We start from the raw sequence: 16,340 nt of genomic DNA, 5'->3' as shown, positions 1-16,340 counted from the left end.
GGTTGAGTCAAGGTAACGACATTTGATATACCACAAACATTCTAGGGGAGAGATGATCAATGGGACACTCAACAATATATCCAACTGGAGCCACGCTATTCAATCCGGATAAGGCTTGGGGCGGTTATACCGTCTATCAGGCAGGTGAGGAAGGCGTAGTGTTGATCGATATGAATGGCAAGGAGGTTCACCTGTGGAAAGGATTGTTAGGGTTTCCGGCCAAAATATTGCCTGGCGGCTACGTGCTGGGCAGCACGGGTCGCAGAGATCCGAAGTTCGGTATTCAGGATAATGTCGATCTGGTTCAGGTGGATTGGGACGGCAACATTGTATGGAAATACAATAGCTACGAACACATCGAAGATCCGGGGTATGAGCCATTATGGTATGCCCGCCAGCATCATGATTATCAGCGTGAGGGAAATCCGGTAGGTTATTATGCCCCTGGCCTTGCGCCAAAGACGAAGAGTGGCAAAACACTTATTCTGGCACACAAAAATGTGAGTAACCCGCAAATTTCAGATAAGCCATTGCTGGATGATGCCATTATCGAAGTGGATTGGGAGGGAAAGGTACTCTGGGAATGGCTGCCTAACGAGCACTTTGAAGAATTGGGTTTTGATGAAGCAGCTCGAAATGTCCTGTTCCGTGATCCGAATACACGTTCTTTCGGTCATTTGGGTGGTGGTGTTGGTGACTGGTTACATATTAATTCTGCCTCTTATGTCGGACCCAACCGTTTCTATGAAGAGGGAGACGAACGGTTCCACCCCGACAATATTATCTGGGATGCAAGAGAGGCCAACATTATCGCCATTACAGACAGACAGAGCGGAAAGATCGTGTGGAGACTAGGACCAGACTATACTTCAACTGAAGCAAAACACATTGGCACAATTATCGGGCAGCATCATGCACATATCATTCCCCAAGGTCTACCGGGTGAAGGGAACTTGCTCGTATTCGACAATGGCGGCTGGGCAGGTTACGGCCTTCCAAATCCGGCTTCTCCATTTGGATTGAAACATGCGATTCGGGATCATTCCCGTGTACTGGAGATTAACCCGGTCACCCTGGAGATTGTCTGGCAGTATACCTCGGCAGAAGCAGGTTTCTCGGTTCCAACGGATTCTTATAAATTTTATAGCCCATACATCAGTTCCGCCCAGCGTTTACCTAACGGCAACACCCTGATAACCGAAGGTTCCAATGGCAGATTGTTCGAAGTCACAGCGGAGCATGAGCTGGTATGGGAGTATGTCTCTCCTTACACCGATCGGCGGAATACCAATATGGTCTATCGCTCGTATCGAGTTCCTTATCAGTGGGTTCCACAGTTGGAGAAGCCGCAGGAAGTTGCGATCGAAGCTATTGATGTCTCCAACTACAGAGTACCGGGAGCAGCACCCAAAGGTTCTGCATCCATCGTGAGCGTAGAGACAACTCTTCCATTTGTGGAGGGTGCAGCCTGTGTGGCAACGTCGGATGAAGGCAAGTCAGGCGGTTAAGCGTCAAGAATCATGACTAGATCGAATGGGGTGTATATTGTGAGAAAACCATCCATAGTAACCGGCATATTGATAGTATTCCTGGCTACGGCACTCCTATTATCCGGATGCAGTTCAAACGCAGCAGGATCTGGAGTCAAAGACGCAACCGGCAAAAATGCCGATAATGTAAAAATTCGAATCGCAGATACAAGTACGAACCCAACGTTCAGGGTAGCCATTGCCAAAGGTTTTTTTGAAAACAGGGGCATTGATGCAGAGAGTATTACGTTTGGCTCACCGGCTGAAGGTGTAAATGCACTATTTATCAAACAGGTTGATATTGCTTACGGTGCGGACTTCCCTGTATTAAATGCTTTGTCTAAAGGGGAATATTCAGTCGTCGCTTCCGCAGGCCAGACTACGGATGAAGCGGCAGCCGCCTGGAAGCTGTATGCAAGGGAGGATATTCAGAGTGGAGCGGATTTGAAGGGCAAGAAAGTGAGTTTCATTCGAGGCACATTTATTCCGTATCTATGGGATGAATATTTGAAAGATCAGGGGGTGGCGTTGGGTGATGTGACGCAAATTGGTCAGGGGGCTTTTGATGAAGCCTACATCGCACTGAAACAGGGAGACCTTGATGCCGCTTGGGTTATAGGTTCCGCGTTAACCGATAAATTCGATGCACTCGAAGGAGTACATCAGTTGACGGATATGTCTCAGACCCCTATACGCCTTGGTATGGGACTGGTATCAAGTAATGAATTCATCCAGGCAAACCCTGAAACGGTAAGTGATTTTCTTGCGGCGCTGGATGAAGCATCCACGTATGCCCAAGCGCATCCTGAAGAGGTTGCCGATCTGATGTATCAAGAGACCAAACAGCCTAAAGATGCCACGTTGAAAGACCTTCCGATCAATCCATGGGAAGTTGGATTTACGCAGGCTGCTTATGATAGTTTGGCAGGTCAGAAGCAATATATGGTGGACACCGGAATCATCGAACAGGATTTTGATCTCGACACCAAACTCGATCTGACTTCTCTTCAGCAGGCTCTGCCGGAAAAAGTGACATATACTAAATAATTCTTATTCAAATGGGAGGTGTCCGTTATGTCCTTACCTGCAACTCAGCATACCATTCATATTGAACAGCTGCGGAAAACGTATCATGGCCCGACCAATGGGGATGTGCATTATATCATTAAGGATGTCGATCTGGTTATCAAGGGAGGAGAGTTCTTTGTCCTGCTTGGTCCCAGTGGGTGCGGGAAGTCAACGCTGCTGAACATGATCGCGGGGTTTATCTCCAAGTCGGGTGGACAGCTCAAGGTGGATAACAAGGAGATTGACAGACCAGGCAGGGATCGGGCAATGGTATTCCAGCAGGCGGATTCTTCTCTCTTTCCATGGCTAACCGTGAGGGAGAATGTTGAATTCGGACTTCGAATGTCCAAGGTGCCTAAGAGGCAACGGCGTGAGATCTCTGATCGATACATCCAGCTTGTGGGACTGAGTGCTCATGAGGGCAAATTTCCAAAAGAGCTATCAGGTGGCATGAAGCAGCGTGTTCAATTGGCCCGGGTACTTGCGAATGACTCGGCGATCTTGCTGATGGATGAGCCATTCGGTGCGCTGGACGCGATGACGAGACGGACCATGCAGAAGGAACTGGTGAATATTTGGAAAGAAACACATAAAACCGTTATCTTTGTGACACACGATATTCAGGAGGCGTTATTGCTTGGTGAGCGCATAGGCATTATGTCTGTAGGTCCGTCTTCGAATATCACGGATATGTACCACAACACTTTACCTTACCCGAGGAACATCGCCTCGTCTGAGTTCAACACCCTGTATGACCGAATTCAAGGCCACTTTGAAGAATAACTGAGGTGATATACAAGATGAAATGGTTGGAGAAAAAATGGGTGTCTATCCCGCTTCTATGGGTAACGGTCATCTTAATCTGGCAGCTTGGTGCCCTTATCTATGGGCCTGACGTAATCTCTGGTCCGTGGCACACGATCCTGGGAGCACGCGAACTGATTGCTGACGGTACGCTGATGGAGTATATCGGAATCAGCTTCACTCGTGTACTGGCGGGCTGGGTACTCGGAAGCATCATTGCTATTCCGGTAGGGCTGATTATTGGCAAAGTTCATCTCATCCGGCTGTTCGCCGAACCGTTCCTTAACTTTATACGTTTTATCCCGCCGATCGCCTTTATTACTTTGTTTCTGGTGTGGTTCGGAATTGGTGAGCAATCCAAGATCGCGCTTATTATGTACGCAACCTTCTTCATTGTTGTATTGAATACACTGACAGGTGTACTCTCCGTCGAAGAGGACAAAATCCGGTCGGCCCGCAGTATGGGAGCCAATGAACGGCAGATTCTGCTGCATGTGATTGTTCCGGCGACAACCCCGTATATCTTTACAGGTGTGCGACTGGCGATGGGAACCTCGTATATGGCCATAATCGGTGCTGAGATGATTGCCTCGAATGAGGGAGTCGGTTACTTGATCTGGAATTCCAGACTCTTTTTCCGAACAGATTGGATCTTTGTCGGGCTGATTTCCCTGGGTTTTATGGGATTCCTGACGGATCGATTGTTCAACTGGTTTGGTCGCAGAGTACTCTACCGATATGGGGTCATTGGCGGAGCGAAGCGGGCCTGAAATAGAACATAGGAACACCGCCGAATTGCAGACGTTTCTTGAAAAGGGAAGTTATCTTGTTTTAACGTTTGATCAATAACCTGTTTTGGCACTTCTACACGAGGCCGAAACAGGTTTTTTGTGTGCTGGCGTAAGGAGTTTCGGCATTGGCATCAAACCGTGGTATAATTGAATTTCAAAAATACAATAAACGTCATGCGGGCTGTACATACGCTGCATGCAGGAGACATTATGGATTGGATTATTGGCGCCGTATGCGCTTCTATGGTGGCAGGTGCTGCCTATGCAAAAAAGTCGCTAACCCTGTCTGGTTGCCTGGCAGCCATCATGATGGGAACGATATATTACGGAGCGGGTAACCTGTTCTGGTTTGGCACGTTATTGTTGTTTTTCATTACTTCAACGTTGCTCTCCAGGTTTCGTAAAGATCGGAAGCAGGAGCTGGAGAAATCCTATGCCAAGTCAGGAAATCGGGATGCCGGACAAGTGATGGCTAATGGTGGGATGGGCATGTTTCTATGTCTGGGATACTGGATATTTCCACATCCGGCATGGATATATGCTTTCATTGGTGTAATGGCTACCGTTACATCGGATACATGGGCAACCGAACTTGGGAGTCTCAGTCGCAAGCCACCGCGCTCTGTTCTCACCTGGAAGATACTTACGCCAGGTGCTTCAGGAGGTGTCTCACTTCTCGGCACGGTGGCTGCAGCCGTAGGTGGGGCTCTGATTGGTGCGGGAGCATTCTTGTTTTCCTGGATCGCCGGGATAGAAGGGCTTAGTCTGTTTAGTTGGACTTTTGTCGGCCTTGTAGGCGGGGTGGCGGGTGCTTTTGCTGATTCCTATCTGGGCGCAACGGTGCAGAAGATGTATCGTTGCACTGTGTGTGGCCGTGAAGTTGAGGTACATGAACATTGCGGGCATCCAACGGTTCGGGCTCGTGGCTGGGCATGGATGAGTAACGACCTGGTGAACGTGCTTAGCTCGGTGATCGGTGGATGTGTGGCGATTGGTTTAGGTAACATTTTGGCGTTGTAGGGGGGAGTACATTTGAGCACGGTACAGGGAGACAAATCGGAGGCTATTTTGGATGCGGCCTATGGTATTTTTGGCTCGAAAGGTTTTTATGAGACCAAAATGTCTGATATTGCAGACGAAGCCGGCATCGCAAAAGGCACCATTTATTTATATTTCAAAAGCAAGGAACAACTATTTATCGCAGTATCCAAGCGGGATTGTAACAGTTTTATCAGCCGTCTTGAATATGCTTTGAACTCGCATGAGAACACAGGTGATAAACTTGGAGCAATAGCCAAGACCCACCTTACGTATTATTATGAGCGTCGCAATCATACCAAGCTCTTTTTTATGGCACCCAATAATGATCCGGATCTGATGAAATTCATGAAGGCATTCATGAATCAATACATGAGTATGGTATGTGAGGTATTGGAAAGTGCAAGTGTACCTGAGCCTGTATTGCTCGCTGAAGCATATATCGGAATTCTGGACCGGCTGAAGATGGATATCATGTTGAATCCGGAGTTCAATGAGGAACATCTGAACAAACGAATTGCCTTTGCAGCAGCATTGTTTCTGGACGGATGCCGTTCTTTTTTACAAGTTTAAAGGGAGTGCGCGGATGTACGTAACATTGAATTTTAATTCACAGAGAAGTGGGTACGAGCAATGAACATAATGACGGTAGAGCAAATTGCAAAAAGTTATGGCGAAAAAATATTGTTCAAGGATGCTTCATTTGGTATGGCTGATCAGGACAAGATTGGTGTCGTCGGGGTAAATGGAACCGGTAAATCCACGTTTTTGCGTGTGATATCTGGTATGGAACCTGCAGACGCGGGACAGATCTCGATCGGTAATGACGTACGTATTCAGTTCCTGGCACAGAATCCGGACTTCAATCCGGATAATACGGTACTGCAACAAGTATTCGAAGGTGACAGCATGGAAATGAAAACCGTGCGTGAATATACGGAAACGATGGAATTATTGGAACTGAATTCGTCCGATCCAGCGTTGCAAGAGCGATTATTACGTTTGAATCAACAAATGGAGCAGCTTCAGCTCTGGCAGATGGAGAGTGAAGCGAAGAGCATTTTGTCCAAATTGGGTATTCGTCAATTCGATGCACTGATGGGCACTTTGTCTGGTGGACAACGCAAAAGGGTAGCACTTGCTGCTGCACTGATTCATCCTTGTGAACTGCTCATTCTGGATGAGCCGACGAACCATATTGATAATGATTCGGTCGTTTGGTTGGAGCAGTACTTGCAGAAGCGCCGCGGCGCACTGCTTATGATTACGCATGATCGGTATTTCCTTGATCGTGTGGCGAATGTCATGCTCGAATTAGATCATGGTCGTTTGTTCCGTTATGAAGCCAACTATACACGTTTTCTTGAACTGAAGGCAGAGCGTGAAGAACGGGAAGCTTCTTCCGAACAGAAGCGCAAGAACTTGCTTCGGACAGAGCTTGCGTGGATTCGTCGCGGTGCCAAGGCACGGACAACGAAACAAAAAGCGAGAATTGATCGCTTCGAACAACTCAAAGACCAACAAGGAGTCCAGCGCTCGGGTTCATTGGAAGTATCGGTTGGCTCCACGCGTCTGGGTAAAAAGATTCTGGAGATCGAGCATCTTTCCAAATCCGTCGGTGGCCGCACGCTGATCGAAGATCTGAGTTATATTGCCGTACCTGGAGATCGGGTAGGGATTGTCGGACCGAACGGTAGTGGTAAGTCCACGCTGTTACAGATGATATCTGGCAAGCTGGAACCCGATGCAGGTGTGGTTGACGTTGGTCCTACGGTCAATCTGGGCTACTTCACACAGGAACATCAGGAGATGGATGAATCTCTGCGTGTCATTGAGTACATCAAGGAAGTGGCCGAGAATGTGAAAACAGCCGATGGCTCTCTGATTACAGCATCCCAGATGCTGGAGCGGTTCCTGTTTACCCCGGCATCCCAGTGGACGCCAATCTCCCGTCTGTCTGGTGGAGAGAAGCGTCGCCTGTATCTGCTGCGTGTGCTGATGGCTGCGCCGAATGTATTGCTGCTGGATGAGCCGACGAATGATCTGGACATCCAGACACTCGCTGTACTGGAAGACTATCTGGATGATTTCCCTGGTGTTGTCTTTGTGGTATCCCATGATCGCTATTTCCTTGATCGTACTGTGGATAAAGTGCTGTCTTTTGAGGGCAACGGTGCTGTACGTGTACACGTCGGCGACTACAGTGAGTATGCGGAATGGATGCTTAAAAATGCACCTGGAACTACTCAAGAAAGTGACACGGGAGCAGCGAAGGTGAAGCAGTCATCGGACAAAACAACTCCCGCTGTTTCAGCTGCTAAACCGAAGTTGAAATTCAGTTTCAAGGAGCAACGTGAATACGACCAGATTGATGAGAATATTGAGAAGGCTGAAGCCAATCTTGTCCGGATTAACAAAGAGATGGAAGAGTCATTTAGTGATTCTGCCCGTCTGCAGGAGTTGATGGCTGAGCAGGTTGAGGCTGAGCGTCATCTGGATGAATTGATGGAACGTTGGACCGTTCTGAATGAACTTGCAGAGCAGATTGAACAGAGCAAGTCTTGATTTATAACTAAACATCGCCCTTTTTTCCATAGTGACTTTATGTCGCATTGGAGGAAAGGGCGATTTTTTGTCTGCGAATTTGCGCTTTTTTGTGAAACGTTCTGTATGTTCATTACGTTGTATAAGTAAAGAATTCCATAGAAGGGAGAGAACACCACACTTATGTATAAGGAAATTAATCAACAGTTGGCAGTGCTCAAGGAAAAGGGGAGAATTTACGAGAAATGGACCAAGCGTCTGGAGAAGCTTCAAACGGAGGAAAGTGAATGGGAAGCAAAGGTAAAGCGTCGTCTGGAGCATCTCCAGAAGGAACAGAAGGATGTTGATCGACTGAACAGTATGACATTGTCAGCATTTTTTTATCAACTGATTGGCAAGAAGACAGAACGGCTGGAGAAGGAAGAGCTGGAGCTCTTGGAGAGCAAGGCTGCATACGACACCGCTTGTCGCATGTTACAAGACGTACAGGAGCAACGAATTCATGTGGAGCAGGAGTTGGAGGGCGGGCGGCAGTATCAGTACTGGCAGAGCGACTACAACGCTCTGTGGGGGAAGAAGGAAGGTCGTCTGCTGGACCAGGATGCGGAATTGCAACACATGGCTGAGAATCGGGAACATCTTGCGAGTGAGCTTCAGGAACTGGATGAAGCTTTTCGGGAGGGGGAATATCTGCTATATGCCCTTGAACGTGCGGAGAAGGCTTTGTCTTCGGCAGGTAATTGGGGTGTGTATGACATGATGGGCGGTGGGGTCATCTCCACACATATCAAGCGGGGACGAATGGATGACGCTCAGGTCGCTATTATGGATGCAGGTAAGCGTCTACGACGTTTTCAGAAGGAATTGGAGGATGTAGAGATGGCCGTACATGCCGATCTGCATCTTGGAGGTCTGCTTTCATTCGCAGACTATTTCTTTGATAACCTCTTTGTGGACTGGATGGTTCAGGACAAAATTCGCAAAGCCGAACGTCAGGTGAAGGATGGACTGAGCGCGGTTCGGAAGACCATGCATGTGTTAAGAAATGAAATCCGTGACCATAAGGCAGAGTTAGAGATTTTGGATCGTAAGTATCATGCATATGTGGAACAGGCAGATTAAGAGATATGACAAAAAAGGACACTTCCGATAGCGCACCGATTTGCTGTGCTTGGAAGTGTCCTTTTTGATTAGACAAGACTTATGGATGTCACCATGATGATTTCGTAGAAAAATGATGCTTTTTTACTTGGTTGTAATGTAGGCAGCGAGCAATCGTGCCGTATTCAGGACAGCATCCTTATGCGTACGCTCCATGGAATGAGATGCGTGAACTCCTGGACCGATCAGTGCTGCTCGGATATTGTTTCCTCCGCGTAATGCTGCACTGCCATCTGAGCCATAGTGAGGATAAATGTCGACGACGTAATCCATGCCATCTTGTTTGGCCAGCTCAATGAGACGGCTAGTCATATCATAGTCATACGGGCCAGAAGAGTCCTTGGCACATATGGAAACGTCGGTTTCTTTACAACTGAGATCGTCACCCATCGCACCCATGTCTACAGCGATCATTTCACTGATTTCCGCAGGGATATACGATGCGCCATGTCCGACTTCTTCATAGTTGGAGATGAGCAGAGAGACGTTATGTAATGGTTTCCAGCCCTCGCGATGTGCAGACTCAAGGATGCCGAATAGCGCAGCCACGCTGGCTTTGTCGTCCAGATGACGTGACTTGATATAACCACTCGGAGTGATGACTGCGCGAGCATCGAAGGAGATAAAGTCGCCGACAGCGATCCCGAGTTTCAACACATCATCCTTGGAGGAGACAACTTCATCGATGCGTACTTCCATATGATTCTCGGTACGCTCAAAGGTACGTGCATCCGGATAAACATGTACAGACGGATGAAGGGAGAGGATGGTACCTGTGTATGTTTTTCCATCCCGAGTATGGACGCTGCAATACTCATTTTCGATACTTTGCATCGAAAAACCACCGACAGAGGTCAGTTTCAATGTGCCGTAGGATGTAATGGAGCGTACCATGGCCCCTAGCGTATCCACGTGAGCGCTCAATGCAATCGTCTTGGACGAATCCTGCCCTGGCAATGTAAGTACCGCACCACCCTTGTTATTCAGCTCACAAGCAATACCCAGTGATTCTGCTTCCTTGCGAATCATCTCGATAATATGATGGGTGTAGCCACTTGGACTTGGTGTATCCAGCAATTTTTTTAGAAAAGACAGAACGTAAGATTCATCAATTGTAAAACTCATTGTATATTTCCTCCTTGGAACGTGGGTATGGTATGAAACAAAATACAGCCTGTCTGGGGGAGTGAATGTGAGACTACCATTCCTGACTCGCCAGCAGGCTGATTCTGTTGGTTACAATGTCCCCGTAGGGTTTCCTTTGCGCTGACTCTGGATCGAATCATTGTCCAATAGGCTGTCTTGTTCAGTTGAATCAAGCGAATCCATCGATTTGAAAGAATCGAACGAAGAGTTGCTTGCCGCTGAACTTTCCAATTCAGATACACGCAATTTCAAATGCTTGTTCTCGCGTTGCAGTCGGTATTGGCGATAGATGCCATATGAACCTACAATAATTCCACCGATCAGCGTGCAACCGAGAATCAGCAAAATCAGCGGGATTTGAACGGTGTTAAACAACAGGTTAACTTGTACGGAGTCTACATTAATAACCGCAAAGATTCCTGTGAGCAGTGCAAAAACAAGACCTGCTATGAGCGCCCATTGCATTTTCATGGTGTTGCCTCCTTGTTGAACAATTGAGAACTAGTATGCATTACCCATATTCGGGTATATTGCATCTTGCATTGATTATAAAATCCCCTGCCCTAACGGGCAAGGGATGCAGGTTACATGGAAAGACAACCTTATTTGGTTAGTTGCTCCATCTGTTCAATCAATTCCTTGAAGACACTCATAGCTTCACGAATTGGCTGTGGTGTAGACATATCCACACCTGCTTTTTTCAGAATGTTAATGGAGTAATCACTGCCACCGCTCTTCAGGAAACCGAGATAACGGTCAACAGCCGGTTGGCCCTCTTCCAGGATTTGCTTGGAGAAGCTGGTCGCTGCGGAGAAGCCTGTTGCATATTTGTAAACGTAGAAGCTGTTATAGAAGTGGGGAATACGAGCCCATTCCATCTCAATATCTTTGTCAACAACCATGCCTTTACCGTGATATTTAACGTTCAGATCATAATAGATCTCGGATAACAATTGTGGTGTTAATGCGTCACCTTGTTCCGCGCGTTCATGAATGATTTTCTCGAATTCAGCAAACATGGTCTGACGGAATACCGTTGTACGGAATTGGTCGGCATAATAGGTCAGCAGATACAATTTTTCTTTTGGATCTGTTGATTTGTTAAGCAGATAATCCATCAGCAATGCTTCGTTAGTTGTGGATGCAACCTCAGCCAGGAAGATGGTGTACTGGGCATCACGATACGGAAGTGTTGTATCCGAGTAATGTGAATGCAGAGCGTGACCCATTTCATGTGCGAGTGTGAACATGCTGTTCAGGTTATCTTTGTGATTCAGCAAGACATATGGGTGAGTGCCGTAAGCGCCCCAGGCATATGCACCTGAACGTTTATTTTCATTCTCATATATATCGATCCAGCGGTTATCATATCCAGTCTGCAATGCCTCAGCATAATCCTTGCCGAGTGGTTTCAGACCATCTTTGACCGTTTGTTTCGCTTCCTCATAGGTAATATCCATTTTGTACTCGTCTACGAGTGGAGCGAACAGATCGTACATGTGCAACTGATCCACACCCAGCAACTTTTTGCGCAGGTCCATATAACGATGCAATAACGGAAGGCTCTCGTGAATCGTGTCCACCAGATTCGTATACACATCCGTTGGGATGTTATCTCCATATAGGGACATTTCCATCACGGAAGGATACTTCCGAACATTAGCATAGAACATATTTTTGGTTACATTTGCATTCAAGGCAGCCGCAATTGTGTTCTTCTGTTTGGCATAGGTTTCGTATACCGCTTTGAAGGCACGTTCGCGAACTTCACGGTTAGGGTTCTCCAGGAACTGAATGTAGCTGCCGTGAGTCAGCTCAACTTCATTACCATGTTCATCCTTGATTCGGGGGAACTTTAGGTCAGCGTTGTTCAGCATGCTAAAGATCGTCTGTGGTGCTTGTGAGAGGTTGCCTACCTGTGCAAGCAAAGCTTCTTCTGCTTGGCTAAGAACGTGGGCTTTTTCGCGTTTCATCTCTTCCAGCGTAAATGTATACGCAGAGAGTTTTTCGTTCGCAATGAATGCGTCCAACTCGTCATCTGGCAGGGATAGAATCTCCGGTGTGACAAAAGAAAGTGCTTCACCAACCCGTACGCCTAATTTCTGGGCTTTTTGGGACAGGTTTTGATATGTAGGATTAGCTGTGTCTTCATCTTGATGCATACGTGCGTACACAAAGAGGCGTTCTATTTTGAGGCTGATCTCATCTTCGAATTCGAAGCAAGATTTGAGTACATCAGGTTGATTCAGTTTGCCTTGAAATTCGGAGGCCTTCTTGGTCAAAGACGATACTTCTTCATATTCTTGATCCCAGGCTTTCTGATCGGCAAATAAATCTTCCAGTTTCCAGCTATGCTCAGCCGGCACCTCGGAACGTTTCAATAATTGACTCATGGAAATCCTCCTTTGATGATCTGATGGATGTATGGACGAAGCTGCCTTCGTCTCGCTTGCCTGTGCGGAGAGAGACGAAGGAATCAGACTAAGTACCAGGATAACAGATAGCGATTTCTGGTATTTCAACGGCCTTCCTCCTTACGATACGAATAATCTCGTATAGTATGACCTTAGGCACGTTGAAATATTTGAGTATCACGGTTCCTTGTGATTAGGTTCCCATGTTATACAGAAAATAAACGATCAGGAAAAAGGCGAAACAAATGAGCAGGGTAGCAATAAGCGCCATTCCCCGTCTCAGTCGATCCGGGATGGAATTGCGTCCGAGAATAAGCACAATACCAAGAGAGAAGGCAAGGATAATAAAAATGACAACATTGCTTGAGTCAAGCTGCATGGGTTAGACCCCTTTGAAGGCAGCCATCAATTGACGCCATTCATCCTCACGGTTCTCAAAATCTGCTTTTGGGAAACGGCGTTCAGCCCAGTGCATTAATGCAGGACGGCTAAGGAAAGTATGGCATTCTTCGCCCCACTCTTCCGAAATTTCTCGCAGTACGAGATATTTGCCTTGAACTTCTACGGTCATCATATTCCACTTGTCTGTTTTGTATATTTCATGTTTTTTTATCATAGGTAGTCTCCAAACTAACGGTTTTGGTAAAATGATACCGTACCCTACGATTCAAAGCAAATTTTTTCGACATTTATGGAAAGATAAATTGCAAAATGGAAGCCCATACAGTATAATAAGGGTATTCGCCATAGATGGCGATATTTTTAGGAGGTTTTTCATTTGAAAGGTACAGTTAAATGGTTTAACGCAGAAAAAGGCTATGGCTTTATTTCAGTTGAAGGCGGCGAGGACGTATTCGTACATTTCTCCGCAATCCAAGGAGATGGCTTCAAAACATTGGAAGAAGGTCAAGCGGTAGAATTCGAAATCACTGATGGAAACCGTGGTCCTCAAGCAGCTAACGTAAACAAACTGTAAGAATTTTTCCGGTCAACGGACTTCTTATATATGATAAATTTATAGCTGAATATTAAGAACCTAAGCACAGTCCCCCATGGGAGGCTGTGCTTTTTTTGATTCTAAAATTTTCAATGTAAATAACGGTTGAATATGGTGTATGTTCCCAGTGTGTTCAGGAGACACGATTGGTCATGCTGGACCATAACTTCAATCCGAAACCGATCAGTGCAGCCAGGGAGAAAGCCATAGCGGTGAGATAGAAGGTTTGTCTGCCTGCATGTTCCAGCAGCAGTCCGCCCAACGTTCCACTAAGCAGTCCCGAAGCACTGGACCAGACAATGGTGAACAAAGCCATACCCGTAGCTCTGTAGCCATCCGGAACTAGGCGAATAATATAGCGGACCGCCGTAACGTAGAAAATACCAAAGGTAACACTGTGCATCGTCTGAATTGCAACGACAGCTGCTGGTGTATCGGATATGGACATGAGAAGCAAACGAACCGTATACATCAGTGCAGCAAAAGCGATTAGCGGCAGTTCTTTATAACGGTTTCCATACTTGCTGAGCAGTAGAAATATGGGGATTTCACTTACGGAAGAGATCAGCAAAGACCAGCCGATTAGCCCTTCGCTGGCACCCAGATCTTTTAGCGTGATGGTAAGAAAAGCTTCGTTCATCCGATGTCCCATGGCAAGCAAAAATACACAGCCAAAAAAGGTGAGCACATCTCTGCGTTTCAAAATAGCCCATAACCCCGATAGGTCCATTTTGCTACTGCTCCCCGAAGGTTGATCCTTCAATTGAAAACTGATCAATAGTGTAGTTGCAGCAAGACCAACGCAGACCCAAATCGTCCATGCTGGACCAAAAGATCCAAGGAAATACCCGATACTTAATGCAAAGAAGGCATAACCGATCGATCCGAAGACTCGAATGGAAGTGAAATTTCGGCCGTACTTGCTGGCCGTTGTAATAGCCATCGTATCGGAGAGTGGATAGACCGGATAATAGAAAAAGTAAAACAGGGTTACGAGTACAAATACCTGACCGAAAGTTGTTGCATTGGCGAGCATGATTCCTGTGATTAATTGACCACCAAGCAGAATGACCATCACTTTGCGTACCGTTTGGTAGCGGTCGCTGGCCATACTCCAGAACATATTGGAGAACACAGAGATGAGGGGGCCAATTCCGTAGAGATATCCAATCTCAGCCCGACTGAAGCCCAGATGACTGAAGTAAAGCTGGAAGTAGGATACCACAAGAACGGTGGAACCAAAGATGGTGAACATGAGAGCCCGCAGCCAGTTCTGATCCGGGCGGGCGTTGTGACTTAATTTCATGATGAGAGACTCCAATCTTGATAACAATTCAATGATTTTATTACCCTTTCAGGGATGTTGATTTACGGGCTTTCGGCACGGACATCGTAGGTTCTTGCTGCGTGCGCCTGATGACAAGCCAGACAATGATGAGTTCGGCGAGCAGACCAAGTGATTGGGCTACAGCGCCAATCATGCCGTTCCACGCAGGGAAAATACTAACCAGTATAAGCAGCACAATTACCGTGCAGATTGCATTCGCCGTTTGCGAACGAAACATCGTTTTCGTCTGGCCGCGAAGCAGAATGAGGCCATTGCTGAAATCCAGAAAAGGGAAGATCAGCGGAAATAAGACGAACGCACGTAGTGTCCACAGACTTTGTTCCAACAGTTCCCCTTGAACGCTCATGACATTTTCGAGTACCCATGGTCCCAAGGGGGTATAGGCAATCGACACCATCATCGCAAACGGAATAAATCCGGTGACAAGTGCGAATTTTCGTACCAGTTTGGCATCCACAAGGTAGAAATTCAGCACGATCTGATGGATGTATGTAAAGAAGCTTAGCATCAACTGCATCAGACTGCTTGCTATGGCAAAGGACGAAATGGCTAGTGCGATTCCGGTCGTTTTGCCAAGTACGATGTTAATAACCGGTCCTATGAACAGCGCTACAAAGCTGGATAACAGCAGCGGCTTATAAAAGCGAAATACGTCTCCCTTGCTCTCGACGGGATGATCCTCAAGCTTGGCTGGCATTTTGCGTTTGATGCTGTTTCCCTCCAGAAAGCTGACCAGCGCTTCAATCATCATGCCAGCAGCAAAAATGATAGCGCCTACACGTCCACTGTCAATGCTGTCTGTGTATATGAAATAGAGGGATAGGCCGTACATGCCGGCTAAACGAAATACCATGCCGATGGTTAACCACTTAGTGCGGTTATTCGTAATGATGATCCCTTGATAGATGTTGCGGATCACTGAAAAGATACTCACATACATGAGAATTTCATATACGTCGATGACTTTGTTCAGCAGATCCGGACTTACACCAAACAGGTATTTGAACACCCCGGTACCAACGGGAGAGTATACGATGAGAAACCCGATGAGAAGCACACAGGCAAGAAATATTTTGGTCACAAACGTGAGGGCCTGAAAGGAAAGGCGATCCCGAACCAGTGCGGAACAGGTTTGCCGCAGCAGGGTGGAGGGGCGTTCTGTGAGGGTTAACAAGCTACCGGCGATGGCATAGCTGGCAATAACCGTCTCGGGATGAGCGGAACGTGCTAATGTGCTGTTTATAATGACGTGAGAGATGGTGACGAGAGAGGCGGAAATGCCAAGTGGCACAAAAAAAGAAAATAACCGTCTCCACGAAAGTGATTCACTTGACGACATGTCAACGACTCCTTTAATGGATGAAATATGCCTAGTATATCACAAAGCTTTGGGCGCGGATGCGAATTTTTGTGCGGAATATGCGGCAGATCATTTGTACAATTAAGGGGATCATATTATAATAGGAATGGTTAAAAATCGCTCTAATACGTATTCAACCA

16 protein-coding genes are annotated in these 16,340 nt (G+C 46.8%); 9 read left to right on the top strand and 7 right to left on the bottom strand.

What is annotated here, in order from left to right:
* Positions 1-59 precede the first annotated feature (59 nt).
* The 8 genes from QVE09_RS08665 to QVE09_RS08630 all read left to right on the top strand — a co-directional run bounded on the left by QVE09_RS08665 (position 60) and on the right by QVE09_RS08630 (position 8,896).
* Positions 60-1,508, top strand: coding sequence for an aryl-sulfate sulfotransferase (locus QVE09_RS08665; RefSeq protein WP_315936484.1), 1,449 nt, complete (start codon positions 60-62; stop codon positions 1,506-1,508).
* Between the two features lie 39 nt (positions 1,509-1,547).
* Complete coding sequence (locus QVE09_RS08660; RefSeq protein ID WP_315936483.1) at positions 1,548-2,576, top strand: ABC transporter substrate-binding protein; 1,029 nt, start codon at positions 1,548-1,550, stop codon at positions 2,574-2,576.
* A gap of 27 nt (positions 2,577-2,603) precedes the next feature.
* On the top strand, positions 2,604-3,380 hold the full coding sequence (locus QVE09_RS08655; protein ID WP_315936482.1) for an ABC transporter ATP-binding protein: 777 nt from the start codon (positions 2,604-2,606) through the stop codon (positions 3,378-3,380).
* 17 nt (positions 3,381-3,397) lie between these two features.
* Complete coding sequence (locus tag QVE09_RS08650; protein WP_315936481.1) at positions 3,398-4,171, top strand: ABC transporter permease; 774 nt, start codon at positions 3,398-3,400, stop codon at positions 4,169-4,171.
* A gap of 231 nt (positions 4,172-4,402) precedes the next feature.
* Positions 4,403-5,212, top strand: coding sequence for a DUF92 domain-containing protein (locus QVE09_RS08645; RefSeq protein ID WP_315936480.1), 810 nt, complete (start codon positions 4,403-4,405; stop codon positions 5,210-5,212).
* 12 nt (positions 5,213-5,224) lie between these two features.
* On the top strand, positions 5,225-5,803 hold the full coding sequence (locus QVE09_RS08640; RefSeq protein WP_017689402.1) for a TetR/AcrR family transcriptional regulator: 579 nt from the start codon (positions 5,225-5,227) through the stop codon (positions 5,801-5,803).
* A 60-nt stretch (positions 5,804-5,863) separates the two neighbouring features.
* Entirely contained in the window at positions 5,864-7,795 is a 1,932-nt protein-coding gene (locus QVE09_RS08635) for an ABC-F family ATP-binding cassette domain-containing protein (protein WP_315936479.1), read from the top strand.
* 162 nt (positions 7,796-7,957) lie between these two features.
* Positions 7,958-8,896, top strand: coding sequence for a hypothetical protein (locus tag QVE09_RS08630; RefSeq protein ID WP_315936478.1), 939 nt, complete (start codon positions 7,958-7,960; stop codon positions 8,894-8,896).
* A gap of 123 nt (positions 8,897-9,019) precedes the next feature.
* Here the strand turns inward: QVE09_RS08630 and QVE09_RS08625 are convergent, their stop codons facing one another.
* From QVE09_RS08625 to QVE09_RS08605, 5 genes are all read right to left on the bottom strand, one after another.
* Positions 9,020-10,060, bottom strand: a complete 1,041-nt coding sequence (locus tag QVE09_RS08625) for a M42 family metallopeptidase (RefSeq protein ID WP_315936477.1) — start codon at positions 10,058-10,060, stop codon at positions 9,020-9,022.
* 111 nt (positions 10,061-10,171) lie between these two features.
* A complete protein-coding gene (locus QVE09_RS08620) occupies positions 10,172-10,552 on the bottom strand; it encodes a LapA family protein (RefSeq protein ID WP_315936476.1) in 381 nt (126 codons plus the stop codon).
* A gap of 131 nt (positions 10,553-10,683) precedes the next feature.
* The gene (pepF, locus tag QVE09_RS08615; RefSeq protein ID WP_315936475.1) at positions 10,684-12,474 is read right to left on the bottom strand and encodes an oligoendopeptidase F; all 1,791 of its coding nucleotides are present in this window, start codon (positions 12,472-12,474) and stop codon (positions 10,684-10,686) included.
* Between the two features lie 214 nt (positions 12,475-12,688).
* Positions 12,689-12,874 carry a hypothetical protein gene (locus tag QVE09_RS08610; RefSeq protein ID WP_047842378.1) on the bottom strand — a complete coding sequence of 62 codons (186 nt, stop codon included), beginning with the start codon at positions 12,872-12,874 and terminating at the stop codon, positions 12,689-12,691.
* Positions 12,875-12,877: 3 nt separating this feature from the next.
* Positions 12,878-13,111, bottom strand: a complete 234-nt coding sequence (locus QVE09_RS08605) for a hypothetical protein (protein WP_017689395.1) — start codon at positions 13,109-13,111, stop codon at positions 12,878-12,880.
* A 162-nt stretch (positions 13,112-13,273) separates the two neighbouring features.
* Here QVE09_RS08605 and QVE09_RS08600 point away from each other — a divergent pair, with 162 nt between their 5' ends.
* Positions 13,274-13,471, top strand: coding sequence for a cold shock domain-containing protein (locus QVE09_RS08600; RefSeq protein ID WP_017689394.1), 198 nt, complete (start codon positions 13,274-13,276; stop codon positions 13,469-13,471).
* A 154-nt stretch (positions 13,472-13,625) separates the two neighbouring features.
* On the opposite strand, the gene QVE09_RS08595 is transcribed toward QVE09_RS08600, so the two are convergent.
* Complete coding sequence (locus QVE09_RS08595) at positions 13,626-14,798, bottom strand: MFS transporter (RefSeq protein ID WP_315936474.1); 1,173 nt, start codon at positions 14,796-14,798, stop codon at positions 13,626-13,628.
* 40 nt (positions 14,799-14,838) lie between these two features.
* Positions 14,839-16,179 (bottom strand): polysaccharide biosynthesis protein, encoded by a 1,341-nt coding sequence (locus QVE09_RS08590; RefSeq protein ID WP_315936473.1) that lies wholly within the window; start codon positions 16,177-16,179, stop codon positions 14,839-14,841.
* Positions 16,180-16,340 lie beyond the last annotated feature (161 nt).

This window comes from Paenibacillus sp. ClWae2A (assembly GCF_032452295.1).
GTDB lineage: Bacteria > Bacillota > Bacilli > Paenibacillales > Paenibacillaceae > Paenibacillus.
The sequence above is the reverse complement of the archived record's forward strand: the minus strand, read 5'-3'. Positions and strand labels throughout refer to the sequence as shown.

Coding starts and splice junctions, on each gene's coding strand:
- QVE09_RS08665 (WP_315936484.1), top strand. CDS start 60: ATGGGACACTCAACAATATATCCAACTGGAGCCACGCTATTCAATCCG.
- QVE09_RS08655 (WP_315936482.1), top strand. CDS start 2,604: ATGTCCTTACCTGCAACTCAGCATACCATTCATATTGAACAGCTGCGG.
- QVE09_RS08650 (WP_315936481.1), top strand. CDS start 3,398: ATGAAATGGTTGGAGAAAAAATGGGTGTCTATCCCGCTTCTATGGGTA.
- QVE09_RS08645 (WP_315936480.1), top strand. CDS start 4,403: ATGGATTGGATTATTGGCGCCGTATGCGCTTCTATGGTGGCAGGTGCT.
- QVE09_RS08635 (WP_315936479.1), top strand. CDS start 5,864: ATGAACATAATGACGGTAGAGCAAATTGCAAAAAGTTATGGCGAAAAA.
- QVE09_RS08630 (WP_315936478.1), top strand. CDS start 7,958: ATGTATAAGGAAATTAATCAACAGTTGGCAGTGCTCAAGGAAAAGGGG.
- QVE09_RS08625 (WP_315936477.1), bottom strand. CDS start 10,060: ATGAGTTTTACAATTGATGAATCTTACGTTCTGTCTTTTCTAAAAAAA.
- QVE09_RS08620 (WP_315936476.1), bottom strand. CDS start 10,552: ATGAAAATGCAATGGGCGCTCATAGCAGGTCTTGTTTTTGCACTGCTC.
- pepF (WP_315936475.1), bottom strand. CDS start 12,474: ATGAGTCAATTATTGAAACGTTCCGAGGTGCCGGCTGAGCATAGCTGG.
- QVE09_RS08610 (WP_047842378.1), bottom strand. CDS start 12,874: ATGCAGCTTGACTCAAGCAATGTTGTCATTTTTATTATCCTTGCCTTC.
- QVE09_RS08605 (WP_017689395.1), bottom strand. CDS start 13,111: ATGATAAAAAAACATGAAATATACAAAACAGACAAGTGGAATATGATG.
- QVE09_RS08595 (WP_315936474.1), bottom strand. CDS start 14,798: ATGAAATTAAGTCACAACGCCCGCCCGGATCAGAACTGGCTGCGGGCT.
- QVE09_RS08590 (WP_315936473.1), bottom strand. CDS start 16,179: ATGTCGTCAAGTGAATCACTTTCGTGGAGACGGTTATTTTCTTTTTTT.